We start from the raw sequence: 26,360 nt of genomic DNA on the forward strand, positions 1-26,360 counted from the left end.
CTTTCTGGAGTCAGGAATGAAAGTAACACTGCCAGAGTTTGAACGTGCTGGAGTAATGGTTGTTGGGGATGTGATGCTGGATCGCTACTGGTATGGGCCGACCAGCCGCATCTCTCCGGAAGCACCGGTACCGGTGGTTAAGGTCGACACCATTGAAGAGCGTCCCGGCGGCGCGGCAAACGTGGCGATGAACATTGCTTCTCTGGGCGCGCATTCGCGTCTGGTGGGCCTGACCGGCATTGACGATGCGGCGCGTGCGCTGAGCAAGTCGCTGGCGGACGTGAACGTGAAGTGCGACTTCGTTTCTGTTCCGACACACCCGACCATTACCAAGCTGCGCGTATTGTCGCGTAACCAGCAGCTGATCCGTCTCGACTTTGAAGAAGGGTTCGAAGGGGTTGATCCTGAGCCGCTGCACGAGCGCATCAACCAGGCGCTGGGCAATATCGGCGCACTGGTGCTGTCCGACTACGCCAAAGGCGCGCTGGCGAGCGTGCAGACGATGATCCAGCTGGCGCGCAAAGCCAATGTGCCGGTGCTGATCGACCCGAAAGGGACCGATTTTGAGCGTTACCGTGGCGCAACGTTGCTGACGCCTAACCTCTCTGAGTTTGAAGCGGTGGCGGGCAAATGCAAGACCGAAGCCGAGATCGTCGAGCGCGGCATGAAAATCATTGCTGACTTCGAACTCTCTGCGCTGCTGGTCACCCGCTCCGAGCAGGGGATGACCCTGCTGCAACCGGGTAAAGCGCCGCTGCATATGCCGACTCAGGCGCAGGAAGTGTACGACGTGACCGGTGCCGGTGATACAGTGATTGGCGTGCTGGCGGCAACCCTGGCCGCGGGTAACTCTCTGGAAGAGGCGTGCTATTTTGCCAACGCGGCGGCAGGCGTAGTCGTCGGGAAACTCGGTACTTCTACCGTTTCGCCCATCGAGCTGGAAAACGCGGTACGCGGTCGTGCCGATACCGGTTTTGGCGTCATGAGCGAAGACGAGCTGAAAGTGGCCGTCGCCGCTGCGCGCAAGCGCGGTGAGAAAGTGGTGATGACCAACGGTGTGTTCGACATCCTGCACGCGGGCCATGTCTCTTATCTGGCGAATGCGCGTAAGCTGGGCGATCGCCTGATTGTGGCGGTGAACAGCGATGCCTCGACGAAACGTCTGAAGGGCGAAACGCGCCCGGTGAACCCGCTGGAACAGCGCATGATCGTCCTCGGCGCGCTGGAAGCGGTGGACTGGGTGGTGTCATTTGAGGAAGACACACCGCAGCGCCTGATTGCCGGAATTCTGCCGGATCTGCTGGTGAAAGGTGGGGATTACAAACCGGAGCAAATCGCGGGCAGCGAAGAGGTCTGGGCCAACGGCGGCGAAGTGATGGTGCTGAACTTTGAAGACGGGTGTTCAACCACCAACATCATTAAGAAGATCCAGAAAGACAGTCAGTAGTCCGTGCGGGCTGATGCCCTCACCCCAACCCTCTCCCACCGGGAGAGGGCGCAAACCTAAAAAACGGCAACCGAGGTTGCCGTTTTGCATTGATTTTAGGCCTGGTCATCCACCGGCGGAATCGCCGGGGCCGGCTTCACTTCTTCCGGCGTATTACGGTTTTCCAGCTCGGTCAGACGCTGTTCCAGCAGCGCCAGCTTCTCGCGGGTGCGCAGCAGCACCTGCGTCTGCACGTCAAACTCTTCGCGGCTGACTAAATCAAGGCGAACCAACTGCGCCTGCAGCGTCTGGCGGATTTTCTTCTCAACGTCATCACCAAATTCACGAATGCCTTTTGGCATGGATTCATGAACCTGACGCGCGATCTGCTCAATTTTTTTCGGGTCAATCATTGTCGTTTCCCTTGATGGAAAGGTGTTAGTGTCCATTGTAGCGCGTCATGCCCGGGGTAAACAAAATTGTTTGATGCTTATGCATTGCCCAGGTTAATCAATAGCGTTATAGTTATCTCGCTTATTCTCAGGGCGGGGCGAAATTCCCCACCGGCGGTAAATCAGCGTAACGCTGAAAGCCCGCGAGCGCTTTGGGTGCATTCTCAAAGGTCAGCAGATCCGGTGTAATTCCGGGGCCGACGGTTAGAGTCCGGATGGGAGAGAGTAACGATCCAGTCGGGCATGGGCCCGCTCACGTTATCTTTTTGCCGCTTATAATACGGCGCTCCTAAGACTGCCCTGATTCTGGTAACCATAATGTTAATGAGGTTTTTTTACCATGAATCAGACGCTACTTTCCTCTTTTGGCACTTCAACTCAACGTGTTGAACATGCACTGGATGCGCTGCGCGAAGGTCGCGGTGTGATGGTGCTTGACGATGAAAACCGTGAAAACGAAGGCGACATGATTTTCGCCGCCGAAAACATGACCGTTGAACAGATGGCGCTGACCATCCGTCATGGCAGCGGCATCGTATGCCTGTGTATTACTGAAGACCGTCGTAAGCAGCTTGAGCTGCCAATGATGGTTGAGAACAACACCAGCGCCTTCGGAACCGGTTTTACCGTGACCATCGAAGCCGCGCATGGCGTGACTACCGGTGTATCGGCGGCTGACCGTCTGACCACCGTCCGTGCCGCCATTGCCGATGACGCAAAACCTTCCGATCTGCACCGTCCTGGCCACGTCTTCCCACTGCGTGCGCAGGCGGGTGGCGTGCTGACCCGCGGTGGTCACACCGAAGCGACCATCGATCTGGTGACGCTGGCAGGCTTCAAACCCGCTGGCGTGCTGTGTGAACTGACCAACGACGACGGCACCATGGCGCGTGCGCCAGAGTGCATCACCTTCGCACGTCTGCACAACATGCCGGTCGTGACGATTGAAGATCTGATCGAGTATCGGCAGGCGCACGAGCGCAAAGCCAGCTGATGATAAAACGCCGGGACATCCCGGCGTTTTTTTACCCAATTCCTGCCGTCTGCAGCAATACCAGGCTGAACCCCATCACCGACATTCCGCACAGCACGCCGTAACTGGGGTTGTTGTTCGGGTCAATCTCTTTCGCCAGCGGCATCAGTTCATCCACCGAAAGCGCGACCATAATCCCGGCCACCGCTGCCATGATGGCCGCCATCACAACAGGCGAGACCAGGCTGCCGAGGATCAGCCAGGCCAGCACGCCGCCAAGAATTTCTGCCATGCCGGATATCCCTGCCCAAAACACGGCCGTCCGCTTTGAACCCGTGGCGGCATAAACCGGCCCGGCAACGGCCAGTCCTTCAGGAATATTGTGTAAGGCGACCGCCAGCGCGATGCCGAAGCCCATCTCAAGATTACTGCTGGCCGTCACATAGGTGGCGACCCCTTCCGGGAAGTTATGCAGGCTGATGCCCAGCGTCAGCAGAATCGCCGTGCGCTTAATATTCCGCGGCATGGGGGTAATGTTTTTCTGCATTAAATCCTGCGGATGCGCGTGCGGTAGCATACGGTCAAGAGCAAAGTACCCCAGCAGGCCAAAGACAAACATACCGTAACCCAGCAGCGGAGACATGCCCTCTGTGCCCAACGCGGCGGGGAGCATCTCCATCAGGGAGATAAGCAGCATGATCCCGGCAGCAAAGCCCAGTGAAAAGGCCAGTACGCGGTTAGACGGCTTCTGGCCAAGCACGCCGAGGAGTGCACCGATAAAGGTTGCGGCGCCCGCCAGGATGGTCAGGATCAAGGGGACTGACATGCATTGCTCCTTATGATAATGATTCTCATTAATCCTAATGATTCACTACGCGTAAAGCGAGAGAGGGAACGCTGTTTTACACATTCCTTACATTCAAATTTCCTGATGATGATCTTCACGCTTATCAGCGTTCATCCTGGCCCGATTGCGCGTAATGTAGCACCATTAAATTGACACCTTCTGTAAGGATATCACCATGACTACTTCCCGTATGCCAGCCCTGTTTTTAGGCCACGGTAGCCCCATGAACGTGCTGGAAGATAACGTCTATACCCGCGCATGGCATCATCTGGGCGAAACGTTGCCGCGTCCAAAAGCGATTGTGGTGGTGTCTGCACACTGGTTTACCCGTGGGACGGGCGTGACCGCCATGGAAACGCCAAAAACCATTCATGATTTCGGTGGCTTCCCGCAGGCGCTGTATGACACACATTATCCGGCCCCCGGCTCGCCTGAGCTGGCACAGAAGCTGGTTGATTTGCTGGCACCTGTCCCGGTCGCGCTGGATAAAGAAGCCTGGGGCTTTGACCATGGCTCGTGGGGTGTGCTGATCAAAATGTACCCTGATGCGGATATCCCGATGGTGCAGCTGAGCATCGACAGCACCAAACCGGCCGCCTGGCACATGGAGATGGGGCGCAAGCTGGCTTCGCTTCGTGATGAAGGCATCATGCTGGTGGCGAGCGGCAACGTGGTGCATAACCTTCGCACGGCACGCTGGCACGGTGAAAATACCCCGTACCCGTGGGCAACATCGTTTAACGACTTTGTAAAAGCGAACCTGTCCTGGCAGGGCCCGGTGGAGGAGCATCCGCTGGTGAACTATCTGGATCACGAGGGCGGTTCGCTCTCTAACCCGACGCCGGAGCATTTCCTGCCGCTGCTGTACGTTCTTGGCGCATGGGATGGACAAGAGCCGATTACGATCCCGGTCGACGGTATTGAGATGGGAAGTTTGAGTATGCTGTCGGTGCAGGTGGGGTAAAAAACATGCCGGGTGGCGGCTTCGCCTTACCCGGCCTACATATCGAGCGTAGGCCCGGTAAGCGTAGCGCCACCGGGCGAGCCTTATTCGACGAAGATGTGCGGATAAAACCGTGACAGATCCTGCGTGATCAGCGCGCGATCTTCGCGGATGCCAATTCCGGCAGGTTGATCGTTGATGAGCCAGCTGCCAATCAGCGTATAACTGTCGCCAAATTTCGGCAGTTGATAGAATTCCTGGACGATCATCCCTTCTTCGCCGTAAGGCCCTTCAACCGCTTCCAGCGTTTTACCGTTTTCAATAATGGAGACGTTTGCCCCCTCGCGAGAGAAGATAGGCTTCACGACATATTTTTCCATTTGCGGGTAATCATCTTCCGCAAAATAGGCCGGCAGCAGGTTCGGGTGGTTCGGGAACATCTCCCACAGCATCGGCAGCAGGGCCTTGTTGGAGATAATGCTCTTCCAGGCCGGTTCCAGCCAGCGTACGCCCGCATCTTCCAGCTTGGTGGAGAACATCTCACGCAGCATGTATTCCCACGGGTAGAGTTTGAACAGGTTACTGATCACCTGGTCCTGCATGTCGGTAAACTGGCCTTTCTCACCCAGGCCGATATCCTCGATATAGAGGAACTCGGTCGCCACTTCCGCTTCGGCCGCACAGTCCTGCAGATACTGAACCGTGCCACGGTCTTCTTCCGTGTCGCGGCAGCATGCGAGATGCAGCAGGTTGAAGCCATGCTGTTCACGCAGCTCGGCAAAACGCTCGATCAGCTTTTCCTGCAGGCTGTTGAACTGGTCGCTGCCTTCCGGCAGGTTTCCGGCGTTCATCTGGTCTTCCAGCCAAATCCACTGGAAGAACGCCGCTTCGTACAGGGAGGTCGGCGTATCGGCGTTGTTTTCCAGCAGCTTAGGTTCACCCACGCCGTCCCATGCCAGATCAAGACGAGAGTAAAGCGAAGGCTGATTCGTTTTCCACGACTGACGTACAAAGCCCCAGGTGTGCTTTGGAATGCGGAACTTTGTCATCAGCGCGTCGCTGTCGATAACCTTTTCCACGACCTTCAGGCACATCTGGTGCAGCTCGGCCGTCACCGCTTCCAGTTTTTCAACCTGGGCCAGCGACAGCCTGTAATAGGCGTCTTCACACCAGTATGGCTCACCGTACATGGTGTGGAAGTTAAAACCGTATTCGGTGGCTTTTTCGCGCCAGTCCGGGCGCTCGGTAATACTGACTCGTTCCATGATCAGCCGCCCATTGAGCGAGAAGAGGTACCTGTCGCGCTACGCTGCATGCTGGTCTGTTTCGCCACAGACTCACCAAACCCGCCGCGGGTGATGGTGCTGGTGGTAGCCGGTTTCGGTGCCATTGCCGTTTTCGGTACGGTCACGGTGCGGCCCGGGGTGGCTGCGCCGTAGCCTTTACCGCTGGCATCGGTGTATTGGCCGTATGCCGGGCTGGCCGGATTTTTCGAGCTAAACAGCGGCTGCTGCTGATAACCCGCACCGCCACCCATCAGGCGGCCCATCATGTAGCCAGCCATCAGCGGCATCCAGAAGCTGCCGCTGGACTGCGCCTGCGCCTGATTTTCTGGCGCCGTGCCCGCCTGAGCAGGCGTCTGCTGGCACTGACCTTCACCGAATTCGGCCACGCAGTCTTCGCGTGAGGCATATTTCGGCGCGGTACGTTCCGCTTCTTTCAGGGCATTGGTGTAGGCCGTCTTACATTCGGCGGCTTTACCGGTTGCCGCAGAGCAGTCGTCTGCGTTTTGATACAGCGAAACCGTTTCGTCGTTTTTCTCACAGCCTGCCAGCATAAAGACAGCGGTGACCGCCAGCGCAACAGGGGTGAGATGACGGGCGTTCCAGCTTTTGCGGAACGACGCGTGATTAATGGATTTTGTCCGTTTCATGTTTGTCTTCCAGGACCCAGTGGTAATAACGCTCAGGATAGAGGATGAGTGGTTGAAAATGAAGCGAAGAGGGGCGGAATCAGGGGGATCTTTACGTTGGCTTACGTTCGGGCGTGATTTTGCGCCGGGTGGCGCTGCGCTGACCCGGCCTACGATTCAGTAGGCCCGATAAGCGAAGCGCCATCGGGCAATGCTTAGTTACGGAACGGATTATTGCCTTTGCTGGCGGACGTCGTGGTACGCGCAGCGGCTGGCTGTGCAGCAGGCGCGCTGCTGTCAGCGTTGAAGTTATCAACTGCGGCTACCTGCTCCGGGTTCTCCGGTGCAACACTGTCCGGAGAAGTTGAGACCGGTTTGCCCAGCGCGCTGTTCAGCATCTGCAGATCCTGCTCGTTCAGCGTACCCAGAGCCTGTTTGATGTTCAGCTGGTTAATCAGGTACTGGTAACGAGCGCTGGAGAGCTGCTGTTTGGCGTTGTACAGCGTGGTGGTCGCGTCCAGCACGTCAACGATAGTACGTGTACCGACGGAGTAACCCGCTTCCATCGCATCCAGGGAGCTCTGTGCAGACACCACGGCCTGTTTATAGGCGTTGATGCTGCTGATCGACGCGTTCACGTTGTTGAAGGAAGAACGCACGGTCTGCACCACGTTGCGGTGCGCGCTTTCCAGCTGCTCGCTCGCGCCCACAAAGTTGTACTGCGCCTGTTTCACCTGAGAGTTGACCTGACCGCCCTGATACAGCGGCAGGGAGAAGCTCAGGCCAACCTGGTTCTCTCCATTATTTTTATCGTCATACGCTGAAGCGCTGGCTCCGTGGGTTTTGGAACCGCTATAGCTGGTATCCGATACACCGGTAGACGCGGTCAGGCTCAGGGTTGGCAGGTGGCCGTCCTGTGCCTGACGAATCTGCTCGCGGGCAAGGTCCTGGCTCAGACGCGCCTGCAGCAACGTCAGGTTGCGGTTTTCCGCCTCTTTCAGCAGGGCGTTAACCGCCTGCGGTTTGTCCGTTTTGAAGTTGTCCACGTTCAGGGAGGCCAGTTCCGGATAGTAATTCCCGGTGACCTGACGCAGGGATTCCAGCGCGTTATCGAGGTTGTTACGCGCGGTCACTTCGTTAGCCAGCACGGTGTCGTACTGTGAACGGGCGTTCTGCACGTCGGTGATCGCCACCAGACCCACGTTGAAACGCTGGGTGGTTTGATCTAACTGGCGGTAAATGGCCTGTTTCTGCGCTTCGGTGTAGGAGAGCGCGTCGATCGCGCTCAGCACGTTAAAGTAAGCTGTGGCCGTGTTCAGGATCAGCGTTTGCTGGTCGGTCTGATAGGTCACATCCTGAATGCCCGCGCTCTTTTCCTGCAGGCTCAGGGCGCGCCATTTGGACATATCAAACAGCGTTTGTGTCAATTGCAGTGAGGCGCTGGTAGCATTGGAGTTAACGCCGTTAGCGTCGCGGAAACCGTTGCTGTAGGTATAATCTGCACCTAAGCCTAACTGCGGCAGCAGTGGGCTACGTGCTTCGTTAATCTTTTCAAACGCAGCATCACGATCGGCCGCTGATTTACGTAAATCAGGGTTGCCCAGACGTGCCTGCTGGTAGACCTGTAACAGGTTTTCCGCCTGGCTCATTGCACTGAAGCCCGTCAGGCTCAGGCCGATAAGGATGGGGAGCAATTTCTTCATTTGCATTCCTTGTTGTGAAGCAGTATTAGCGCTGATCTAATTAAAAAATAATTGCCGATTCTAACAGAATCATCCACACCAAAAGGTTGGCGTTACGTGCCATCTGGCGGTAATTTGCACCAATCTACCATAGAGCCTTACAAACGGCAGCCAAACAGCCTTGAAATTCATCATTTCATCACTATTGCTACCAGGACCCGACTCATGCAAAAACCAGAAAAGTTGCCCGTGACATTCGCCAAAAACGATGTAGAAATTATTGCACGAGAAACGCTTTATAGCGGTTTTTTTTCGATGGAACTTTACCGTTTCCGGCATCGCCTGTTTAACGGTGAAATGAGCGGCGAAATTCGACGCGAAATTTTTGAGCGCGGCCATGCGGCAGTCTTGCTACCCTTTGACCCAGTGCGTGACGAAGTTGTACTGGTGGAGCAGATCCGCATCGCCGCTTATGACGTCAGTGAAAGCCCGTGGCTGCTGGAAATGGTGGCCGGGATGATCGAAGAAGGTGAGTCGGTCGAGGACGTCGCCCGGCGCGAGGCGCTGGAAGAGGCGGGGCTGGTGGTGGGCCGCACCAAACCGGTGTTGAGCTATCTGGCAAGCCCGGGGGGCACCAGCGAGCGCTTGTCCATTATGGTTGGCGAAGTGGACGCCACGACGGCGGAAGGGATCCACGGTCTGGCAGATGAAAACGAAGATATTCGGGTTCATGTGGTGAGCCGGGAACAGGCTTATCAGTGGGTAGAAGAGGGGAAAATCGACAACGCAGCGTCTGTCATCGCCCTGCAATGGCTACAGCTGCATTATCAGACATTACGAAACGAGTGGAAAAAATGAAGCGCTATACGCCTGACTTCCCAGAAATGATGCGCCTGTGCGAAACCAATTTCGCACAATTGCGCCGCCTGCTGCCGAGAAACGACGCACCCGGCGAAACGGTAAGCTATCAGGTGAGCAATGCGCAGTATCGGTTAACGATAACAGAATCAACGCGCTACACTACGCTGGTGGAGATTGAGCAAACGGCCCCCAGCATCAGTTACTGGAGCCTGCCGTCGATGACGGTGCGCCTCTATCACGACGCGATGGTCGCTGAAGTGTGTTCAAGTCAGCAGATCTTTCGCTTCAAGGCGCGGTATGATTATCCGAATAAAAAGTTGCATCAACGCGACGAAAAGCATCAAATTAACCAGTTTTTAGCCGACTGGCTAAGGTATTGTTTAGCACATGGAGCAATGGCGATTCCGGTTTGTTAGCGTCATAAACCTACCTAAGGACACCATTTGGAAAGCCTGTTGAACCTGACTGTTGCTGGTGGGGCGCCAGTCAGGATATTACAAATCACCGATACCCACCTTTTTGCCGAAAAGCATGAGACGCTGCTGGGGGTCAATACCTGGGAGAGTTATCAGGCGGTACTTAGCGCCATTCACGCTGAAAATCGTGCATGCGATCTGATTGTCGCAACCGGCGATCTGGCGCAGGATCAATCCTCCGCGGCCTACCAGCATTTCGCTGAAGGCATCGCGAGCTTTAGCGTGCCTTGCGTCTGGCTGCCTGGAAACCATGATTTCCAGCCGGCGATGTACAGTTCTCTTCAGGATGCGGGCATTTCTCCGGCGAAATGTGTTTTTGCGGGTGAACAGTGGCAGATCCTGCTGCTGGACAGCCAGGTATTCGGCGTTCCGCACGGTGAGTTAAGCGAGTTTCAACTCGACTGGCTGGAGACCAAACTGGCTGCTGAGCCTGAACGTCATACGCTGCTGTTGCTTCATCATCATCCTCTGCCGGCGGGGTGCAGCTGGCTCGATCAACACAGCCTGCGCAACTCTGCGGCGCTGGATCACGTACTGGCGAAGTTCCCGCGGGTAAAAAACCTGCTGTGCGGACATATTCATCAGGAACAGGATCTCGACTGGAATGGACGCCGTATGCTGGCGACGCCGTCGACCTGCGTGCAGTTTAAACCGCACTGCGCCAACTTTACGCTGGATACCATCGCACCAGGCTGGCGCTGGCTGGACCTGCATGCCGATGGCACGCTGACCACGGAAGTCTGTCGTCTGACCGGCGCAAAATTCCGCCCGGATACCGCTTCTGAAGGCTACTGATGTCTACGCTCCTTTATCTGCACGGATTCAACAGCTCGCCGCGCTCCGCAAAAGCGACACAGTTTCGCCACTGGCTGAGCGAGCATCACCCCGACGTTGAGATGATCATCCCGCAGCTGCCGCCCTATCCTGCGGAGGCCGCGGAGATGCTGGAATCTATTGTGCTCGAACACGGCGGCGAGTCATTCGGTGTGGTCGGCTCATCGCTGGGCGGGTACTACGCCACCTGGCTGTCGCAATGCTTCATGCTGCCGGCCGTTGTGGTCAATCCGGCGGTACGGCCATTTGAGCTGCTGCGGGACTTTCTTGGTGAAAACGAGAACCCCTACACAGGCCAGCAATATGTGCTAGAGTCACGCCATATTTACGATCTCAAAGTTATGCAGGTCGACCCGCTTGAAGCGCCGGATCTCATCTGGCTGCTGCAACAGACGGGAGATGAAGTGCTGGATTACCGCCAGGCAGTGGCGTATTACGCATCCTGCCGCCAGACTATAGAAGAGGGCGGAAATCATGCTTTCACGGGCTTTGAGAATCATTTCACCCAGATTGTCGATTTTCTTGGACTGCACAGCCACTGACAATCAATGCGAATTGCTAGTTTAAATCATGACGCAAACCTATAACGCAGATGCCATTGAGGTCCTCACCGGGCTAGAGCCGGTTCGCCGCCGCCCGGGGATGTACACCGATACGACGCGCCCAAACCATCTGGGCCAGGAAGTTATTGATAACAGTGTGGACGAAGCGCTGGCGGGTCATGCCAAACGCGTTGACGTCATCCTGCATGCCGATCAGTCGCTGGAAGTTATCGACGACGGGCGCGGCATGCCGGTGGATATCCACCCGGAAGAGGGGGTGCCTGCCGTCGAGCTGATCCTCTGTCGTCTGCACGCGGGCGGTAAGTTCTCCAACAAAAACTACCAGTTCTCCGGTGGTCTGCACGGCGTGGGTATTTCCGTCGTCAACGCCCTGTCGAAACGCGTGGAAGTTAACGTTCGTCGCGACGGTCAGGTGTATAACATCGCGTTTGAGAACGGCGAGAAGGTGCAGGATCTGCAGGTTGTTGGCACGTGCGGTAAACGCAACACCGGCACCAGCGTCCACTTCTGGCCTGACGAAAGCTTCTTCGACAGCCCGCGCTTTTCTGTTTCCCGCCTGACGCACCTGCTGAAAGCCAAAGCGGTGCTTTGCCCTGGCGTGGAAATCACCTTCAAAGACCACGTTAACAACACCGAGCAGAGCTGGCACTACGAAGATGGCCTTAATGACTATCTGTGCGAAGCGGTAAACGGCCTGCCGACGCTGCCGGAAAAACCGTTCGTCGGTAATTTCACCGGTGACACCGAAGCGGTGGACTGGGCGCTGCTCTGGCTGCCGGAAGGTGGCGAACTGCTGACCGAAAGCTACGTTAACCTGATCCCCACCATGCTTGGCGGGACCCACGTCAACGGCCTGCGTCAGGGTCTGCTGGATGCGATGCGCGAGTTCTGCGAATACCGCAATATCCTGCCGCGCGGCGTGAAGCTCTCGGCGGAAGATATCTGGGATCGCTGCGCCTATGTGCTCTCCGTGAAGATGCAGGATCCGCAGTTTGCCGGGCAGACCAAAGAGCGCCTCTCTTCACGTCAGTGCGCGGCCTTTGTCTCCGGTGTGGTGAAAGATGCGTTTACCCTGTGGCTGAACCAGAACGTGCAGGCGGCGGAGATGCTGGCCGAAATGGCCATCTCCAGCGCCCAGCGTCGTCTGCGTGCTGCCAAGAAAGTGGTGCGTAAAAAGCTGACCAGCGGCCCTGCGCTGCCGGGCAAGCTGGCGGACTGTACCGCGCAGGATCTCAACCGTACCGAACTGTTCCTCGTGGAAGGGGACTCGGCAGGGGGATCGGCCAAGCAGGCGCGCGATCGCGAATATCAGGCGATCATGCCGCTCAAGGGTAAGATCCTGAACACCTGGGAGGTCTCGTCTGATGAAGTGCTGGCCTCGCAGGAAGTGCACGATATCTCGGTGGCGATCGGCATCGATCCTGACAGTGACGATCTGAGCCAGCTGCGCTACGGCAAGATCTGTATCCTCGCGGATGCAGACTCCGATGGTCTGCACATCGCTACGCTGCTGTGCGCGTTGTTTGTGAAACACTTCCGCACGCTGGTGAAAAACGGTCATGTCTACGTGGCGCTGCCGCCGCTATACCGTATCGATCTCGGCAAAGAGGTGTACTACGCGCTGACGGAAGAAGAGAAAGCGGGCGTGCTGGAACAGCTTAAGCGTAAGAAGGGCAAACCAAACGTACAGCGCTTTAAAGGGCTGGGCGAGATGAACCCGATGCAGCTGCGCGAAACGACGCTGGATCCGAACACCCGCCGTCTGGTACAGCTGACGATCAGCGACGAAGACGAACAGCAAACCAACGCCATGATGGATATGCTCCTCGCTAAAAAACGTTCGGAAGACCGACGTAACTGGCTGCAGGAGAAAGGCGATATGGCGGATATTGAGGCCTGATGCCCTCACCCTAACTCTCTCCCACAGGGAGAGGGAATGGATCGTAGGCCCGGTAAGCATTAGCGCCACCGGGCTTTTTTACATCAAAACTCCATCTTCACCGTAAACTGCACTTCGCGCGGGTCGCCTATCTGGTTACCCAGATTGTTGGTGGCGATAGACGAGGTGTAGTAGGTCTTATCAAACAGATTTTTGACGTTCACCTGCAGCGTCACCGGATACTGCAGCTTTATCTTATACGCCGCAAACGCATCCGCCACGAAATAGCCCGGCAGATAATAATCTGCTCCGTTGGTTGCGGAACGACGGCTCACGCCATGCCCGCCGCCGCCCAGCGTCAGGGTATTCCCGGCAAACGCATTGTGAATATCGTAGGTCAGGAACAGGGAGCCGGTATGGCGCGGCACGTTCGGCAGCGGTTTGCCCGCATAGTCCGGATCTTCCAGCACTTTCGCGTCGGTATAGCCATAGCTGGCGATGATATTGGTGTTCTCGGTCAGCGACCCGGCAAGATCCACCTCCACGCCCTGAGAGCGCACGCGTCCCGCGGTTTTGGCGATGGTTTCCCCGCCAATGCTCTCGGTGTACAGCACGTTGCGCTTGTGAATATCAAACAGCGCGATATTGGCGGTAATCCCGTCGAACAGATCGAATTTTGCACCCACTTCATAGGCATTCGACGTTTCCGGCGGCAGGTCACCGATATAGCTCGCAATCGACGACTGCGGCATAAACGTTTGTGAGTAGTTGGCAAACAGCGAGACGGATGGCGTGAGCTTGTAAACCAGCCCCAGCTTTGGCGTCCACTGCTCGTCGCGGCTGTCGGTGTTGACGTTGAACGGACGACCTTTGCCTGCGTACTGGGTGTAATACTGGTAGCGCATGCCTGCTACGGCGATCCAGTTGTCGGTCAGGTACAGGGCATCCTGCGCGTAGGCCGAGTAGCTCTCCTGCTTGAGCGTCTGGTCGCTGTCGGACGCCGACACGGTGGTGCATTTGCCGAGGTTGCCATACGTCGGGTGGTAGATGTTGAAATCTTTCACGTTTTTACAGCGCATCATGTCCGTGCGCAGCAGATCGTAATTTTCATACGACACGCCGGTCAGGATCTCATTGTAAAAACCGGCAATATCCACATTCCCCTGAAGGTCTGCACGGGTGCTGTGCATGCGCTGGGTCGAGCCCTGGGTGGCATCCACGCGGCGGGTCAGGTTGCCGGTTTTTGAATCATAGGCCATCACGCGGGCCTGATTATCGCTGTATTTATCCTGACTGTAGCTGTAGTCGAACTTTGCGGTCCACTGGCTGTTGAGACGATATTCCGCGTTGAGCTGGGCGAGGTCCGACTGCCCGTCAGTGATATTAAACGGCTCGTCAAAGCGGGTTTTACGATCCACGTTTACCGGCTGTTTGGTGTTGAGATCGAAGATCGTCCCGCGATCGAACGGCGTCTTATAGTCGCGATGGGAATAGAGCAAGGTCACGGTGGCATCGTCACCAAACCAGGTGAGCGACGGAGCGATAAAGGTGCTGCGTTCGTTACCAAAATTACGCCAGTAATCCTCGTCCTGATATTCCCCTGTGAGGCGATACGCCAGCCGCGTGCCGTCAATCGGGCCGGTGACGTCAACCTGTCCGGTGCCGCCGCCAAAGCTGGAAGAGGTGGCAGAAATCGACCCGCCGAAGGTCTTCTCCGGGCGTTTGGTGACCACGTTAATCAGGCCGCCGGGATCGAGAATGCCATAAAGCGTTGAGGCCGGGCCTTTCAGCACTTCCACGCGCTCGGTTGCGGCATTGAAGCTGCGTGGCAGCACGGTGCGCAGACCGTTGGTCATGACCGAGCCGTCGCGGTTCGCGCCAAACCCGCGGCGTACAAACGCATCCTGCGTGCCGCCCAGCGTGTTGGTCTGCACCACGTTGCTGACGTTGTAGAGCGCTTCATCCAGCGTGGTGGCGTGTTGATCCTGGAGCACCTTATCGCTGACGGTATTCACCACCTGCGGGATATCCAGCATCGGCATGTTGGTTAGCGTGGCGGTGGAGGTATTCAGCGGCTGATAGCCATTGGTGGCCTCCGCCGTCGTATTTGGATCGGCGGTGACGGTCAGCGTTTCGCCGTCTTTAGCCGTGGTGGTGTCTGCTGCCTGCACCAGCGGCGCCATAAACAGCAGTGAAAAGAGCGCGCGCCCTTTTACCCCAGAGAGTGAAGGTGTGAACGTAGCCATTACATCTGTTATCCCAAAATATTCCGCAAAAGACGTTTCGCGGAAGAATGTGTGAGTCATTGCCCCTTACGGTCTGCCCGTTAGCCAGAACTGGCATCGGACATGTAATTGAGAATCATTCAATCATGAGCAGATGTAGTAGTAAATGGAAAAAAGCATAAATCGACTACAGCAAGAAATAAGGCGATAAAGCGTAACGGAGACAGAGTTAATTTATTGAAAATAAAGTTGATATAAAGCTCTCAGAGCTCGCTTATTTTTCCGTTTTCCCCTGGTTTTTACAGGGTGTTTCTTCGCTTGACTACTACAGGGCGCAGCGTCAAACTCTCAAAAGAGAATGAGTTTTATTTTTATTTATTGGCTTTTCATTACGTTGGCGTTCACGTGGCTCACAACACAAACAAACCGGGACTGGTTCTGAAGAACCTCTCTGCGGGGTATCAGAAAAAAATCATCATTGATGGGCTCTCCCTTGCGATCCCTCAGCAGAAAATGACGGTGCTGGTAGGAGCGAACGGCTGCGGGAAATCCACGCTGTTGAGCACTATCGCGCGGCTGCTGCGGCCACTTGGGGGGACTGCGCTGCTGGACGGCAAAGCCATTCATGAGCAGCCGACCAAAGCGGTCGCCCGTCAGCTTGGCATTCTGCCGCAGTCCCCGCTGTTGCCGGAAGGGTTAACCGTTTTTGAACTGGTCTCGCGCGGGCGTTATCCCTGGCAAAACGTTATGCGCCAGTGGAGCGAAGAGGACGAACTGGCGGTGGAAGAGGCCCTGCACCTGACCGGCACGGCAGCGTTTGCCCATATGCCGGTAGAAAGCCTGTCCGGCGGTCAGCGACAGCGCTGCTGGATCGCGATGGCGCTGGCGCAGCAAACGCCGTATATCCTGCTGGATGAACCCACCACCTTTCTCGATCTTCGCTACCAGGTGGAGATCCTCGAACTGCTGCATACGCTGACGCGTGAGCACGGGCGTACCGTGCTGGTGGTATTGCACGACCTTAACTTCGCCGTGAACTATGGCGATACGCTGGTCTTTTTACGCCAGGGAAAGGTGGAGGGGGTATTGCATGAGGGGGACGTCTGTACGCCAGAGCTTATTAAAGCGGTGTTCGATGTCGACGTGCATATGTCCATCAACCCGTTGACCGGCAAACCGTTCTTTATGCCGTTTCGCCAGGTCGCTGAAAAATGATCCGCACCTCTCTGGCGTTTATCCTTTTTGCGTTACTGCTGACGGCGGGCGCGATTGCCCATCTGGGAACTGGCGCGCGCGTTATTCCGCCCTGGACAGTGGCCCAGGCCTTTTTCGCTTTCGACCCGCACAATTTCGACCATAACATCATCATCAGGCTGCGCCTGTTACGCCTGATGGCGGCCACGATCGTTGGCGCGGCGCTGGGCGTGGCGGGGGTATTATTACAGTCGGTCATCCGCAACCCGCTGGCTGAGCCGCATATTCTGGGGCTCAATGCCGGGGCGGCGCTGGCGGTGGTGCTGACGAGCGCGCTGGGCCTGACCCTGCCAGTGGGGCAGCCGCTTATTGCCGCTGCCGGTGCCGCCACGCTGTTTTTGCTGGTACTGGTGTTCTCCTCTTCCGGGCGGACCGGACTCACGCCGATGAAAGTCACCCTGTGCGGCGTCGCGATGTCGGCCTTTGCCTCGTCAGTGACCGCCGCCGTGCTGATTCTGGACGAACAGACGCTGCTCTCCCTGCGCACCTGGCTGGCGGGTGATGTCGCCGGGGTTAACGCACAGACGCTGCAGAGCGCCCTGTGGGCCGCCACCGCCGGTTTTGTTCTCGCTCTTGCGCTGTCGCCTTCGCTCAATATGCTGGCGCTTGGCGACAACATGGCGCAGGGGCTCGGCGTATCGCTGCTGAAAACCCGTCTGCTCGCTCTGCTGGCTATCGCGCTGCTCTGCGGCGCGGCCGTCTCCATTGCCGGGCCGATTGGCTTTATTGGCCTTGTGGTGCCGCAGCTTATTCGCCGTCTGGTGTCGGTCGATCTGCGGGTGATGGTGCCGCTGTCTGCGCTGTGCGGCGCGCTGGTTCTGCTGCTGGCGGATCTTGCGGCCCGGACGCTGTTTACGCCCTGGGAGCTGGCAACCGGCATCATGACCGCCCTGGTGGGCGCCCCGGTCTTTATCTTCATGGCGTCGAGGATGTTTAAATGAACCGCGCCGGACTGCGTGCGTTGCGCGTTGGCACCTTCTCAGCGCTGGTTCGTCCAAAGGCGCTGGCGTGTCTTGCCATCCTGGCGCTGGCCGCCTGCCTGCTGGCCGGTTTTGGCCTGACGCACGGTTCCCTGCCCATTCCCAGCTCCGCCATCGGACGCGCGCTGTTTTTGCCTGAAAGTCTGACGACAGAGACGCGCTACATCGTGATGGACATCCGCCTGCCGCGTCTGCTGATGGCGATCCTGTGCGGCGCAATGCTCGGTATGGCAGGGGCAGCCATGCAGTCCATCACCCGCAATGGCCTGGCCGATCCGGGACTGATCGGCGTGAAAGAGGGCTGTAGCGCAGCGGTACTGCTGCTGATTTTTCAGTTCCCGGCGCTAAGCCTGGCCTGGCGTCCGCTGGTCGGGATGGCCGGTGGGCTGCTCACCGCGCTGCTGGTGATAGCCCTGGCGCGGGATATCTCGCGCCCGCGATTTATCCTGATCGGTATTGGCGTGTCGTGGGCCTTTGCCGCGGCAATGGGGGTTTTTATCACCACCGCTGACGTGCGCGACGTGCAGACGGCGATGCTGTGGCTGGCGGGAAGCCTGCATGCGGCAAACTGGACGCTGGTGGGGCTGGCCGCGCTCTGGGCTGCCCCCGCGTTTGCGCTGCTGCTCTTTACCGCCCGGGCCGCGGACGTGGCGCTGCTCGGCGATCAGGCCGCAGCGGGCCTTGGCGTGCGCACCACCCGGCTGGCGCTGGTGCGGGTTCTCGCCCCGGTGGTGCTGACGGCGGCCTGCGTCTCCTGCGTGGGCAGTATTGGCTTCGTGGGGCTGATTGCCCCGCACATGGCACGCCTGCTGCTGCGCGGTGGTCAAACCGCGCTCCTGACGGGTAGTGCCGTGCTGGGAGCGCTGCTGGTGCTGCTGGCGGATAACATTGGACGGCTGGCATTCCTCCCGCTGCAGCTGCCGGCAGGCATTGTCATTTCATTAATTGGCGGACCTTTTTTCCTGCTGCTGCTCTGGCAGCGCCGGGACAGATTTTAGAGGACGATAATGCGCGTATTTTTTTCGATGCTGTTGCTGGTGGGGTTTGCAGTGAGTGCGGCGGAGCCGACTCAAACATTTACCGACGATTTGGGACGTAAGGCTGTTGTGCCGCTTCACCCAAAGCGGATCGTCTCGCTGCATGACCTGGATATCACCATTCCGCTGATTGAGCTTGGCGTGCCACCGGTCGCAAGCCATGGCCGCACGCGCCCGGACGGTAGCCACTTTCTGCGCTCCAGCGGCATGTTAACGGGTGTCGATTTCGATAACTCCGACATCAAATTTATCGGCACGGCCGATATCGACATTGAAGCCATTGCCGCCGCCAAACCTGACCTGATCATTACCGAGCCGACCCGTAATACCCCAGTGGAACAGCTTGCGAAAATTGCCCCGACGGTGAGTATCGATCACCTCGACGGCGGTGCGCCGGAAATCTACCGCAAGCTGGCGCAGCTTACCGGTACGCAGGCGCGGCTGAAAATCCTGGAGCGCCGTTATCAGGAACAAATCAAAGCGCTGAAGGCAACCCTCGACACCCGCCATATCACCGTGTCGGTCATTCAGGCCAACCAGGGGAAAATTAACGCCATGCACAGCTACCACTCGCTTGGACGCGTGCTGCGCGACGCAGGATTCACATTCCCGCCGTTGATTGAGAGCATTCCGGACGGAGGGCGCATTGACGTCAGCGCCGAGCGCCTGCCGGAGCTGGATGCCGATTTTGTCTTTGCTACCTGGCGCGGGGACACCGGCGGAAAACCCCAGGATGAGCTGGCGGCAATGGATGCCGTGATGCCGGGCTGGTGCCAGTTCCTGAATGCCTGCCGGACCGGACACTACGTGCTGATCTCGCGCGAGGAGGCCATCTCGAATTCGTTCGCCTCGTTAGGGCTGATGGCCGCGCAGGTGCAGTCGCAGATTGCCGGGCGTCCGCTGCCGGAGGCATTACGGTGATCCGCAAAGAGAAAGGTCGCGTGGATGTTTATGGCGAACGTTTTCGCGCGCGGGCGCATCAGCTGACACCGCGTCTGCTGCAGGTCGCCCGCTATATTCATGACAATCGCGAAGCGGTGATGGAACAGACGGCAATGGAGATCGCCACGCAGCTTAAAACGTCAGACGCCACGGTGGTCCGCGCGATCCAGGCGCTGGGCTTTGCCGGACTGCGCGATCTCAAGCAGACCCTGGAGCAGTGGTTTGGTCCGGTGGTGACCTCGAGCGAAAAAATCTCGTCTACGGTCAATACGCTCACCAGCGACGTGAATGCGAGTATCGATTTTGTGCTGGAAGGGCACCAGCACACCTGCGAGGTGTTGTCGCAACCGCACAACCGATACGCGATGGCCCAGGCGGTCTCACTGCTGGCACAGGCGAGGCAGGTCGCCCTGTTTGGGATTGGCGCCTCCGGCATTCTGGCCGAGTACACCGCCAGGTTGTTCAGCCGGATGGGGCTGCCCGCCACGCCGCTTAATCGCACCGGAATAGGCCTTGCTGAACAGCTGATAGCGCTTCAGCGCGGCGACGTGCTGGTGATGATGGCGCAGAAATCCGCGCACCGGGAAGGGCAAACTACGCTGCGTGAAGCGAAACGTCTGGGCATCCCCACCATTTTGCTGACCAACGCGCTGGATTCACGTTTCAGTAAAGAGGCAAGCGTAGTGATCCACGTCCCGCGCGGCGGTGAAAAGGGTAAAATTCCGCTCCATGGCACGGTGCTGCTGTGTCTGGAGATGCTCATTTTATCCGTCGCCGCCACCGAGCCGCAGCGAACCATCAGGTCCATGAAGCGCATTAACGAGCTACACCGTGGGTTAAAACCGGGGAAGAAAAGCAGCTAAAAACAACAAAGCCCGGTGGCGCTGGCGCTAACCGGGCCTACGGTTCAGGTTTTGTAGGCCGGGTAAACGCAGTGCCACCCGGCAAATTCCACAAATTTAAACCCCTTGCTCCAGAATGCGGATGTGGGTTTCCAGCACGTCACCTTTCACGGCATCACTCCACGCTTTCATGTGCGCGGTCTGCAGATGCGCTTCAAGGTGCGCGACGGTTTCCCACTGCTCAACCATGATGATCGAGTCCGGTGCGGTCGCCTGGAAGCTGGCGTGAGTGGCGGCATCCACCATCGGCGCGTAGCCGTGGCAGCCTTCTTCTTTCAGTACGGTCGGGATAATTTTCGCGAACTGATCCAGCACCGCCTGGCGGTGATGTTGACCTGGACGAGTACGGATTTCTGCAATAACGGTAAGCATTGTGACTACTCCTTTAATTCCAGGTTACCAGTTAAGCAAAAATTTCCGCGAGATGCTTGCGATATTCTGCGATATAGCGCGGGACATCAGGCATTTTAATCACGTCGTTGACGATAAAGGTCGGCAGCGGATCCATGCCCAGGAACTGGTTAGCCTTGTGGAACGGCAGGTACGCGCCGTCAACGCCCACCCCTTCGAAGAACTGATCTTTCTCTGTAAAAGCTTCCAGCGGGGCGTTCCAGGTGAGCGACAGCATATATTTTTTGCCCTGAATCAGGCCGCCGGAACCGTATTTTTTAGACGCATCTGAGCGGGTGCGGCCGTCGCTGGCATACAGCGAGCCGTGACCTTCAGTGAAGACATCGTCCATGTATTTTTTCACGGTCCACGGCGCACCCATCCACCAGCCAGGCATCTGCCAGATCACCACGTCAGCCCACAGGAAGTTCTGCACTTCGGCTTTCACATCGTAATCGCTGTCCGCGCGCACGACCTTAACATCATGCCCGGCGTCGCGCAGGAAACCGTCCGCGACCTCGGTCAGGGTGTCATTCAGCTGGCCTTTCGAGTGCGCGAACTCTTTCGCGCCGTTGATAATCAGAATGTTGCTCATTATTTGTCCTCGTCGATGAGAGTATGGCGAGTATTCTACGCGCGAGGGCGGGACGGTAAAATGAGCAAAATGTGCAAAGTCTTTTGCATTAAACGCAATAATCCCTTACCAGCTGACCCTGACTTCCAGGCCCCCTTCCGGCGCATTGTTCAGCGAGACACGCAGTCCATGTAGCGCAGCAATACGTTTCACAATGGATAACCCCAGCCCGCTGCCCGTCGCATCCTGGCCGGGCGGGCGATAAAACCGCTCGCCGATACGCGCCAGCGCCTCGGGGGAAATCCCCGGGCCGTTGTCGCGCACGGTGAAGCTCCGGGCGTCCAGCGTCACGTCCACCACGCTGCCGCGCGGGCTGTAGCGAATCGCGTTATCCAGCAGGTTACGTACCAGCAGGCTCATCAGCAGTGGCTGACCCGTGCGTGTCACCTCCGGGGCATGAATGTTCAGGCGAATATCCGTGCCCGCCTGGTGAGCCGGATGCCAGATATCCAGCACCGCTGACTGCAGTAAATCGGCCATCGTGATGGGTTCGACATCTTCCAGATTGTCCAGCGAATCCAGACGCGAGAGCGTAAGAAGCTGATCCACCAGCCGGGAGGCGCGGTCGATCCCCGCATGAAGCTGCGAAAGCGCTTTTTCCTGCGCCTGCGGGTCATCCAGAGAGAGTTGCGCCACGTCAGTTTGCACTTTCAGGGCCGCCAGTGGGCTGCGCAGCTCGTGAGCGGCATCGGAGGTAAAACGACGCTCGCGGGTCATCATCTCCTGGGTACGTGCGAAGAGATGATTCAGCGCGTCAAGCAGGGGGCGCACTTCCGCAGGGACACCCTGCGTCGGCAGAGTATCGGTGGCATCCGGGGAGCGGACGCGCAGGGTCTGCGCCAGCTTTTTCAGCGGCTTCAGTTCCCGGCTCAGGAGGACAATCAGCAACAGCAGCATCACCGGCAGCGCCACCAGCCAGGGCGTGAGCTGTGAACTGACCACGTCCAGCGCCATCTCCTGACGGTACTCCCACTCCTGGCCGATCACCACGCGGTATTTCCCGTCGGGTGACGTTAACCATAAGAAACGCCATTCATCGTTATCGTCTTTAAGCCTTCCGTTAGCAAACCCGTCGCGACGATAGTGATACGGGATATCGCGCCCGTTTTCGCCGTCGTTGAGGATCATTTTGCCGTCGACGGCATAAATGGCGAAAGCCAGCGCGTCGTCATCCAGACGACCATGTTTCACTTTTTTCGGGATCTCGCGCATGCGCTCAGGGGCACGGATCTCGTCCAGATCCATCGTCAGCAGCCGTTTGGCGAACAGCATCTGCTGGGTATCAAACAGCTTATCCAGCTTGTGGGTCGTCTGCTGCCAGGCCACCAGACTGGCGGCAAACCATGCTGTCAGGGAGAGCGCTAAAAAGAGGAGCGTCAGGCGCAGCTTCAGGCTCAGGCGTTGCGTCAGTTTCATGCGTCACCCAGGGTATAGCCGATGCCGTGCACGGTGCGGATAAATTCGCTGCCAAGCTTGCGGCGCAGATGGTGGACATGGACTTCCACCGCATTGCTGGAGACGTCGTCGTCCCAGGTGTAGAGCTTCTCTTCGATCGCTTTGCGCGGCAGCACGCGGCCTGCATTGCGCATCAGCAATTCCAGCAGGGCGAACTCTTTGGGCTTGAGCGTCAGCGTTTCCCCCTCCAGCGTGGCGACGAGGCTTGTCGGGTCGAGAGTGACCTTACCGTGGCGCAGCTCGCTGCGCGTCTGGCCGTGGCTGCGGCGGACCAGCGCTTCGAGGCGGGCACCCACCTCGATCAGCGCGAACGGCTTACAGAGATAATCATCCGCGCCCAGGCGCAACCCTTCGACGCGCTGGTTAAGCGCATCCCGCGCGGTCAGGATCAATACCGGTTCGCTGCGGCCGCTTTCTCGCCATGCGCGCAGGATCTGAAGACCGTCGATTTCCGGCAGCGTCAGGTCCAGCACCACGGCATCGTAAGGTGCAGAGTAGAGTGCGGCCTGGCCGGTTTTTCCATCGGTAAACCAGTCCACGCTAAAGCCCATTTTGCTTAAGCCCGTTTTGATGCCGTCGCCAATGAGCTTGTCGTCTTCTACCAGTAAAATGCGCATATTCCCTCCTTGATGCCGTCAGTAAACCCTCTGAATCCGCCTGCTGTACAGTAAAAATAAATAAATTTTCCCCTTAAGAAGTTGTTAAGGATTACCCTGTTAAATGGTTTGCGAAACCAGATTAAAGGGAGAGTTAATATGAAAAAATTCGCTGCGATTGCTGCCATCATGATGATGACCACTGCCCCTGTTTTTGCTGCCCAGGGCGGATTTAACGGCCCGTCAGCCACGCAAACTCAAACTCACGCGCAGACAGGCGGGTTTGTTGATAATGACGCGAACCTCACCACCGCGGTGAAGGTTAAAGAGATGAAAGATGACAGCTGGGTGAAGCTGCGCGGGAACATTACCCAGCGTCTGTCCGACGACCGCTACACCTTCCGCGATGAGACCGGCACGGTAAACGTGGAGATTGACCACAAGCGCTGGAACGGCGTGACCGTCACCCCGCAGGATAAAGTTGAAATCCAGGGCAAGGTCGATAAAGAGTGGAACGATTTTGAAATCGACGTGAAGCAGATCATTAAGCTGAACAAATAACCCGGAAAGGGCCGCCTGAGCGGCCCTTTTTCTTTGTGACTCAACTCGTCAGATAGGGTAGTATCTGCGGCAATATTGCCTGAAACCCATCGGTTTCTGAGTTGAGGAATCACACGTAATGAGCGATATGGCAGAGCGCCTCGCGCTACATGAATTCACGGAAAACGCCTACCTGAACTACTCCATGTACGTCATCATGGACAGGGCGTTGCCGTTTATCGGGGATGGCCTGAAGCCCGTACAGCGCCGCATCGTGTATGCGATGTCCGAACTGGGGCTGAATGCTACCGCCAAGTTCAAGAAATCCGCCCGTACCGTCGGTGACGTGCTGGGTAAATACCATCCGCACGGTGACAGCGCCTGTTATGAAGCAATGGTGCTGATGGCCCAGCCGTTCTCGTACCGCTATCCGCTGGTGGATGGTCAGGGGAACTGGGGGGCGCCGGACGATCCGAAATCCTTCGCGGCGATGCGTTATACCGAATCCCGTCTGTCTAAATATGCCGAAGTGCTGCTGGGCGAGCTGGGGCAGGGTACCGTTGACTGGGTGCCAAACTTCGACGGCACGCTGCAGGAGCCGAAGATGCTGCCTGCGCGTCTGCCGAACATCCTGCTGAACGGGACCACCGGTATCGCCGTTGGTATGGCGACGGACATTCCGCCGCACAACCTGCGTGAAGTGGCGAATGCCGCCATCACCCTGATTGAGCAACCGAAAACCTCGCTGGATGAGCTGCTGGATATCGTGCAGGGGCCGGACTTCCCGACCGAAGCCGAGATCATCACCTCACGCGCGGAAATCCGTAAAATTTACCAGAACGGTCGCGGCTCCGTGCGCATGCGCGCGGTGTGGACCAAAGAGGACGGCGCCGTGGTGATCACCGCGCTGCCGCATCAGGTCTCCGGTGCTAAAGTGCTGGAGCAGATCGCCGCCCAGATGCGCAACAAAAAGCTGCCGATGGTGGATGATCTGCGCGACGAGTCCGACCACGAAAACCCGACCCGTCTGGTGATTGTGCCGCGCTCTAACCGTGTGGACATGGAGCAGGTGATGAACCACCTGTTTGCCACCACCGATCTGGAAAAAAGCTACCGCATCAACCTGAACATGATTGGCCTCGACGGACGCCCGGCGGTGAAAAACCTGCTGGAGATCCTCACCGAATGGCTGACGTTCCGCCGCGATACGGTTCGCCGTCGTCTGAACCATCGTCTGGAGAAAGTGCTTAAACGCCTGCATATCCTCGAAGGTTTGCTGGTGGCGTTCCTCAATATCGACGAGGTGATTGAGATCATCCGTACCGAGGACGAACCGAAACCTGCCCTGATGTCGCGTTTTGGCATCAGCGAAACCCAGGCCGAAGCGATCCTCGAACTGAAGCTGCGCCATCTCGCCAGACTGGAAGAGATGAAGATCCGCGGTGAGCAGAACGAGCTGGAAAAAGAGCGCGATCAGCTGCAGGCGATCCTCGCGTCCGAACGCAAGATGAATACCCTGCTGAAAAAAGAGCTGCAGGCCGATGCCGACGCGTTTGGTGACGACCGCCGTTCTCCGCTGCACGAGCGCGAAGAAGCGAAGGCGATGAACGAGCACGACATGCAGCCGTCCGAGCCGGTGACCATTGTCCTGTCGCAGAGCGGCTGGGTGCGCAGCGCCAAGGGGCACGATATCGACGCGCCGGGGCTCAGCTACAAGGCGGGCGACAGCTTCAAAGCGGCGGTGAAAGGTAAGAGCAACCAGCCGGTGGCGTTTATCGACTCCACCGGTCGCAGCTACGCCATCGACCCGATTACGCTGCCATCCGCGCGCGGGCAGGGCGAACCGCTGACCGGTAAGCTGACGCTGCCGCCGGGGGCGACGGTTGACCATATGCTGATGGAAGCCGATGACCAGAAACTGCTGCTGGCCTCTGATGCGGGTTACGGCTTTATCTGTACCTTTAACGATCTGGTCTCGCGTAACCGTGCCGGTAAGGCGCTGATTAGCCTGCCGGACAACGCTCACGTGATGCCGCCGCTGGTGATCGAAAACGAAAGCGATATGCTGCTGGCGATCACCACCGCCGGACGAATGCTGATGTTCCCGGTCAGCGATCTGCCGGAGCTGTCAAAAGGCAAGGGCAACAAGATCATCAACATCCCGTCGGCGGAAGCCGCGAAAGGCGCAGATGGCCTGGCGCACCTCTTCCTTCTGCCGCCGCAGAGCACGCTGACCATCCATGTCGGCAAGCGTAAAATCAAACTTCGTCCGGAAGAGCTGCAGAAAGTGGTGGGTGAGCGCGGTCGCCGCGGCTCGCTGATGCGCGGCCTGCAGCGTATCGACCGCGTGGAGATTGACTCTCCTGCACGCAGCTCCGCGGGTGACAGCGAAGAGTGATGTCGTGATATCCCCCTCTGTCCGGAGGGGGAATTTCAATAAAATTTCCCGTAAAATCGTTGTTAATTCGTGCGTTGCGATTAACAATACGCGCTCGTAATAAAGTCCTTACCTGGCCACAGGTGAAGTATAATTGTCAGCTGTCAGGGCTTCAGAGGT

At 57.6% G+C, this 26,360-nt stretch carries 25 protein-coding genes and 1 riboswitch; of the genes, 15 read left to right on the forward strand and 10 right to left on the reverse strand.

Annotation, left to right across the window (positions count from 1 at the left end; genetic code table 11):
• Positions 1-16 precede the first annotated feature (16 nt).
• Positions 17-1,447, forward strand: a complete 1,431-nt coding sequence (gene hldE / locus C5687_RS07210; RefSeq protein WP_045285913.1) for a bifunctional D-glycero-beta-D-manno-heptose-7-phosphate kinase/D-glycero-beta-D-manno-heptose 1-phosphate adenylyltransferase HldE — start codon at positions 17-19, stop codon at positions 1,445-1,447.
• 95 nt (positions 1,448-1,542) lie between these two features.
• Here the strand turns inward: hldE and ubiK are convergent, their stop codons facing one another.
• Positions 1,543-1,839: a ubiquinone biosynthesis accessory factor UbiK gene (gene ubiK / locus C5687_RS07215; protein WP_013098757.1), complete on the reverse strand. Its 297-nt coding sequence runs from the start codon at positions 1,837-1,839 to the stop codon at positions 1,543-1,545.
• Between the two features lie 119 nt (positions 1,840-1,958).
• Positions 1,959-2,109: riboswitch (FMN riboswitch) on the forward strand.
• A gap of 109 nt (positions 2,110-2,218) precedes the next feature.
• On the opposite strand from ubiK, the gene ribB reads away from it, so the two are divergent.
• Positions 2,219-2,872 (forward strand): 3,4-dihydroxy-2-butanone-4-phosphate synthase, encoded by a 654-nt coding sequence (gene ribB / locus C5687_RS07220; protein ID WP_008502964.1) that lies wholly within the window; start codon positions 2,219-2,221, stop codon positions 2,870-2,872.
• Positions 2,873-2,903: 31 nt separating this feature from the next.
• On the opposite strand, the gene zupT is transcribed toward ribB, so the two are convergent.
• The gene (gene zupT, locus C5687_RS07225; RefSeq protein ID WP_025758519.1) at positions 2,904-3,677 is read right to left on the reverse strand and encodes a zinc transporter ZupT; all 774 of its coding nucleotides are present in this window, start codon (positions 3,675-3,677) and stop codon (positions 2,904-2,906) included.
• Between the two features lie 196 nt (positions 3,678-3,873).
• Here zupT and ygiD point away from each other — a divergent pair, with 196 nt between their 5' ends.
• Positions 3,874-4,662 carry a 4,5-DOPA-extradiol-dioxygenase gene (ygiD, locus tag C5687_RS07230; RefSeq protein ID WP_025758517.1) on the forward strand — a complete coding sequence of 263 codons (789 nt, stop codon included), beginning with the start codon at positions 3,874-3,876 and terminating at the stop codon, positions 4,660-4,662.
• An 83-nt stretch (positions 4,663-4,745) separates the two neighbouring features.
• Here ygiD and C5687_RS07235 read toward each other — a convergent pair whose 3' ends face one another.
• The 3 genes from C5687_RS07235 to tolC all read right to left on the reverse strand — a co-directional run bounded on the left by C5687_RS07235 (position 4,746) and on the right by tolC (position 8,256).
• Positions 4,746-5,906 carry a glutathionylspermidine synthase family protein gene (locus tag C5687_RS07235; protein ID WP_095441938.1) on the reverse strand — a complete coding sequence of 387 codons (1,161 nt, stop codon included), beginning with the start codon at positions 5,904-5,906 and terminating at the stop codon, positions 4,746-4,748.
• 2 nt (positions 5,907-5,908) lie between these two features.
• Positions 5,909-6,574: a DUF1190 family protein gene (locus tag C5687_RS07240; RefSeq protein WP_025758515.1), complete on the reverse strand. Its 666-nt coding sequence runs from the start codon at positions 6,572-6,574 to the stop codon at positions 5,909-5,911.
• Between the two features lie 194 nt (positions 6,575-6,768).
• Complete coding sequence (gene tolC / locus C5687_RS07245) at positions 6,769-8,256, reverse strand: outer membrane channel protein TolC (RefSeq protein ID WP_104556655.1); 1,488 nt, start codon at positions 8,254-8,256, stop codon at positions 6,769-6,771.
• 204 nt (positions 8,257-8,460) lie between these two features.
• On the opposite strand from tolC, the gene nudF reads away from it, so the two are divergent.
• Genes nudF through parE form a run of 5 tightly spaced genes read left to right on the forward strand, consistent with a single transcriptional unit; the run spans position 8,461 to position 12,869 of the window.
• On the forward strand, positions 8,461-9,093 hold the full coding sequence (nudF, locus tag C5687_RS07250) for an ADP-ribose diphosphatase (protein WP_025758512.1): 633 nt from the start codon (positions 8,461-8,463) through the stop codon (positions 9,091-9,093).
• Positions 9,090-9,512, forward strand: coding sequence for a DUF1249 family protein (locus C5687_RS07255; protein WP_003862516.1), 423 nt, complete (start codon positions 9,090-9,092; stop codon positions 9,510-9,512). Before nudF ends, C5687_RS07255 begins: the two co-directional genes overlap by 4 nt.
• Before the next feature lie 27 nt (positions 9,513-9,539).
• Positions 9,540-10,367 (forward strand): 3',5'-cyclic-AMP phosphodiesterase, encoded by an 828-nt coding sequence (gene cpdA, locus C5687_RS07260; RefSeq protein ID WP_045285910.1) that lies wholly within the window; start codon positions 9,540-9,542, stop codon positions 10,365-10,367.
• Complete coding sequence (yqiA, locus tag C5687_RS07265; RefSeq protein ID WP_045285909.1) at positions 10,367-10,948, forward strand: esterase YqiA; 582 nt, start codon at positions 10,367-10,369, stop codon at positions 10,946-10,948. The genes cpdA and yqiA overlap by 1 nt, the downstream gene beginning before the upstream one ends.
• 28 nt (positions 10,949-10,976) lie before the next feature.
• Positions 10,977-12,869: a DNA topoisomerase IV subunit B gene (parE, locus tag C5687_RS07270; RefSeq protein ID WP_025758507.1), complete on the forward strand. Its 1,893-nt coding sequence runs from the start codon at positions 10,977-10,979 to the stop codon at positions 12,867-12,869.
• A gap of 83 nt (positions 12,870-12,952) precedes the next feature.
• Here parE and C5687_RS07275 read toward each other — a convergent pair whose 3' ends face one another.
• Positions 12,953-15,094, reverse strand: a complete 2,142-nt coding sequence (locus C5687_RS07275) for a TonB-dependent siderophore receptor (protein ID WP_104556656.1) — start codon at positions 15,092-15,094, stop codon at positions 12,953-12,955.
• A 384-nt stretch (positions 15,095-15,478) separates the two neighbouring features.
• On the opposite strand from C5687_RS07275, the gene C5687_RS07280 reads away from it, so the two are divergent.
• Genes C5687_RS07280 through C5687_RS07300 form a run of 5 tightly spaced genes read left to right on the forward strand, consistent with a single transcriptional unit; the run spans position 15,479 to position 20,149 of the window.
• A complete protein-coding gene (locus C5687_RS07280; RefSeq protein ID WP_094918816.1) occupies positions 15,479-16,288 on the forward strand; it encodes an ABC transporter ATP-binding protein in 810 nt (269 codons plus the stop codon).
• Complete coding sequence (locus C5687_RS07285) at positions 16,285-17,268, forward strand: FecCD family ABC transporter permease (protein WP_104556657.1); 984 nt, start codon at positions 16,285-16,287, stop codon at positions 17,266-17,268. The genes C5687_RS07280 and C5687_RS07285 overlap by 4 nt, the downstream gene beginning before the upstream one ends.
• On the forward strand, positions 17,265-18,305 hold the full coding sequence (locus tag C5687_RS07290) for a FecCD family ABC transporter permease (protein ID WP_104556658.1): 1,041 nt from the start codon (positions 17,265-17,267) through the stop codon (positions 18,303-18,305). Before C5687_RS07285 ends, C5687_RS07290 begins: the two co-directional genes overlap by 4 nt.
• A 9-nt stretch (positions 18,306-18,314) precedes the next feature.
• Positions 18,315-19,265, forward strand: a complete 951-nt coding sequence (locus C5687_RS07295) for an iron-siderophore ABC transporter substrate-binding protein (RefSeq protein ID WP_104556659.1) — start codon at positions 18,315-18,317, stop codon at positions 19,263-19,265.
• Complete coding sequence (locus C5687_RS07300; RefSeq protein WP_047959473.1) at positions 19,262-20,149, forward strand: MurR/RpiR family transcriptional regulator; 888 nt, start codon at positions 19,262-19,264, stop codon at positions 20,147-20,149. Before C5687_RS07295 ends, C5687_RS07300 begins: the two co-directional genes overlap by 4 nt.
• Before the next feature lie 96 nt (positions 20,150-20,245).
• On the opposite strand, the gene C5687_RS07305 is transcribed toward C5687_RS07300, so the two are convergent.
• The 4 genes from C5687_RS07305 to qseB form a co-directional block, all read right to left on the reverse strand.
• Complete coding sequence (locus C5687_RS07305) at positions 20,246-20,560, reverse strand: putative quinol monooxygenase (protein WP_025758496.1); 315 nt, start codon at positions 20,558-20,560, stop codon at positions 20,246-20,248.
• A 31-nt stretch (positions 20,561-20,591) separates the two neighbouring features.
• The gene (locus C5687_RS07310; protein WP_008502985.1) at positions 20,592-21,173 is read right to left on the reverse strand and encodes an NAD(P)H-dependent oxidoreductase; all 582 of its coding nucleotides are present in this window, start codon (positions 21,171-21,173) and stop codon (positions 20,592-20,594) included.
• A 105-nt stretch (positions 21,174-21,278) separates the two neighbouring features.
• On the reverse strand, positions 21,279-22,628 hold the full coding sequence (qseC, locus tag C5687_RS07315) for a quorum sensing histidine kinase QseC (protein ID WP_104556660.1): 1,350 nt from the start codon (positions 22,626-22,628) through the stop codon (positions 21,279-21,281).
• Positions 22,625-23,284, reverse strand: a complete 660-nt coding sequence (qseB, locus tag C5687_RS07320; RefSeq protein ID WP_045285903.1) for a quorum sensing response regulator transcription factor QseB — start codon at positions 23,282-23,284, stop codon at positions 22,625-22,627. Before qseB ends, qseC begins: the two co-directional genes overlap by 4 nt.
• A gap of 138 nt (positions 23,285-23,422) precedes the next feature.
• Here qseB and C5687_RS07325 point away from each other — a divergent pair, with 138 nt between their 5' ends.
• Positions 23,423-23,824 (forward strand): YgiW/YdeI family stress tolerance OB fold protein, encoded by a 402-nt coding sequence (locus tag C5687_RS07325; RefSeq protein WP_025758490.1) that lies wholly within the window; start codon positions 23,423-23,425, stop codon positions 23,822-23,824.
• A 118-nt stretch (positions 23,825-23,942) separates the two neighbouring features.
• Positions 23,943-26,201: a DNA topoisomerase IV subunit A gene (gene parC / locus C5687_RS07330; RefSeq protein WP_104556661.1), complete on the forward strand. Its 2,259-nt coding sequence runs from the start codon at positions 23,943-23,945 to the stop codon at positions 26,199-26,201.
• Positions 26,202-26,360: the final 159 nt, after the last annotated feature.

The sequence above is a fragment of the Enterobacter sichuanensis genome (genome assembly GCF_002939185.1).
GTDB classification, from domain to species: domain Bacteria; phylum Pseudomonadota; class Gammaproteobacteria; order Enterobacterales; family Enterobacteriaceae; genus Enterobacter; species Enterobacter sichuanensis.

Excerpts from the sequence above, each read along its gene's own strand:
- hldE (WP_045285913.1), top strand. The coding sequence starts at position 17 with ATGAAAGTAACACTGCCAGAGTTTGAACGTGCTGGAGTAATGGTTGTT.
- ygiD (WP_025758517.1), top strand. The coding sequence starts at position 3,874 with ATGACTACTTCCCGTATGCCAGCCCTGTTTTTAGGCCACGGTAGCCCC.
- yqiA (WP_045285909.1), top strand. The coding sequence starts at position 10,367 with ATGTCTACGCTCCTTTATCTGCACGGATTCAACAGCTCGCCGCGCTCC.
- C5687_RS07235 (WP_095441938.1), bottom strand. The coding sequence starts at position 5,906 with ATGGAACGAGTCAGTATTACCGAGCGCCCGGACTGGCGCGAAAAAGCC.
- ribB (WP_008502964.1), top strand. The coding sequence starts at position 2,219 with ATGAATCAGACGCTACTTTCCTCTTTTGGCACTTCAACTCAACGTGTT.
- ubiK (WP_013098757.1), bottom strand. The coding sequence starts at position 1,839 with ATGATTGACCCGAAAAAAATTGAGCAGATCGCGCGTCAGGTTCATGAA.
- C5687_RS07290 (WP_104556658.1), top strand. The coding sequence starts at position 17,265 with ATGAACCGCGCCGGACTGCGTGCGTTGCGCGTTGGCACCTTCTCAGCG.
- C5687_RS07295 (WP_104556659.1), top strand. The coding sequence starts at position 18,315 with ATGCGCGTATTTTTTTCGATGCTGTTGCTGGTGGGGTTTGCAGTGAGT.
- C5687_RS07305 (WP_025758496.1), bottom strand. The coding sequence starts at position 20,560 with ATGCTTACCGTTATTGCAGAAATCCGTACTCGTCCAGGTCAACATCAC.
- C5687_RS07255 (WP_003862516.1), top strand. The coding sequence starts at position 9,090 with ATGAAGCGCTATACGCCTGACTTCCCAGAAATGATGCGCCTGTGCGAA.
- tolC (WP_104556655.1), bottom strand. The coding sequence starts at position 8,256 with ATGAAGAAATTGCTCCCCATCCTTATCGGCCTGAGCCTGACGGGCTTC.
- C5687_RS07325 (WP_025758490.1), top strand. The coding sequence starts at position 23,423 with ATGAAAAAATTCGCTGCGATTGCTGCCATCATGATGATGACCACTGCC.
- qseB (WP_045285903.1), bottom strand. The coding sequence starts at position 23,284 with ATGCGCATTTTACTGGTAGAAGACGACAAGCTCATTGGCGACGGCATC.
- parC (WP_104556661.1), top strand. The coding sequence starts at position 23,943 with ATGAGCGATATGGCAGAGCGCCTCGCGCTACATGAATTCACGGAAAAC.
- C5687_RS07310 (WP_008502985.1), bottom strand. The coding sequence starts at position 21,173 with ATGAGCAACATTCTGATTATCAACGGCGCGAAAGAGTTCGCGCACTCG.
- qseC (WP_104556660.1), bottom strand. The coding sequence starts at position 22,628 with ATGAAACTGACGCAACGCCTGAGCCTGAAGCTGCGCCTGACGCTCCTC.
- nudF (WP_025758512.1), top strand. The coding sequence starts at position 8,461 with ATGCAAAAACCAGAAAAGTTGCCCGTGACATTCGCCAAAAACGATGTA.
- parE (WP_025758507.1), top strand. The coding sequence starts at position 10,977 with ATGACGCAAACCTATAACGCAGATGCCATTGAGGTCCTCACCGGGCTA.
- C5687_RS07285 (WP_104556657.1), top strand. The coding sequence starts at position 16,285 with ATGATCCGCACCTCTCTGGCGTTTATCCTTTTTGCGTTACTGCTGACG.
- zupT (WP_025758519.1), bottom strand. The coding sequence starts at position 3,677 with ATGTCAGTCCCCTTGATCCTGACCATCCTGGCGGGCGCCGCAACCTTT.
- C5687_RS07240 (WP_025758515.1), bottom strand. The coding sequence starts at position 6,574 with ATGAAACGGACAAAATCCATTAATCACGCGTCGTTCCGCAAAAGCTGG.
- C5687_RS07275 (WP_104556656.1), bottom strand. The coding sequence starts at position 15,094 with ATGGCTACGTTCACACCTTCACTCTCTGGGGTAAAAGGGCGCGCGCTC.